Source organism: Halomonas marinisediminis, from assembly GCF_004347715.1.
Taxonomy (GTDB): domain Bacteria; phylum Pseudomonadota; class Gammaproteobacteria; order Pseudomonadales; family Halomonadaceae; genus Halomonas; species Halomonas icarae.
The window spans coordinates 1-235 of the sequence record NZ_SLTR01000664.1; the positions used below are offsets into that span (position 1 = coordinate 1).

General features: G+C 45.5%; 1 protein-coding gene. It reads right to left on the bottom strand.

From position 1 onward, the window contains the following. A partial coding sequence (locus tag E0702_RS20110) for a YqgE/AlgH family protein (protein ID WP_205742129.1) occupies positions 1 to 146 on the bottom strand: 146 nt, incomplete at its 3' end. Positions 147 to 235 lie beyond the last annotated feature (89 nt).

The following is a 235-nucleotide window of genomic DNA, read 5'->3' on the forward strand; positions in this document are numbered from 1 at the left end:
TTTTCGACGGTGATTTCAATCGGTGAGCTGATCATCAAGCCCATGGCACCGTCTTGGTTGTGCTCACAAATATAGATGACACTGCGCTTGAAGTAGGGATCTTTCATCCCAGGCATGGCGACTAAAAAGTGGTTAGTTAAGTTCATAATTATCCAGCCTCATGTCAAACCAAATTGGGGCGCAGTTACGCCCCATTGGACTTTATTTTTTTAGGCGACGCTCGATGGCATCCATT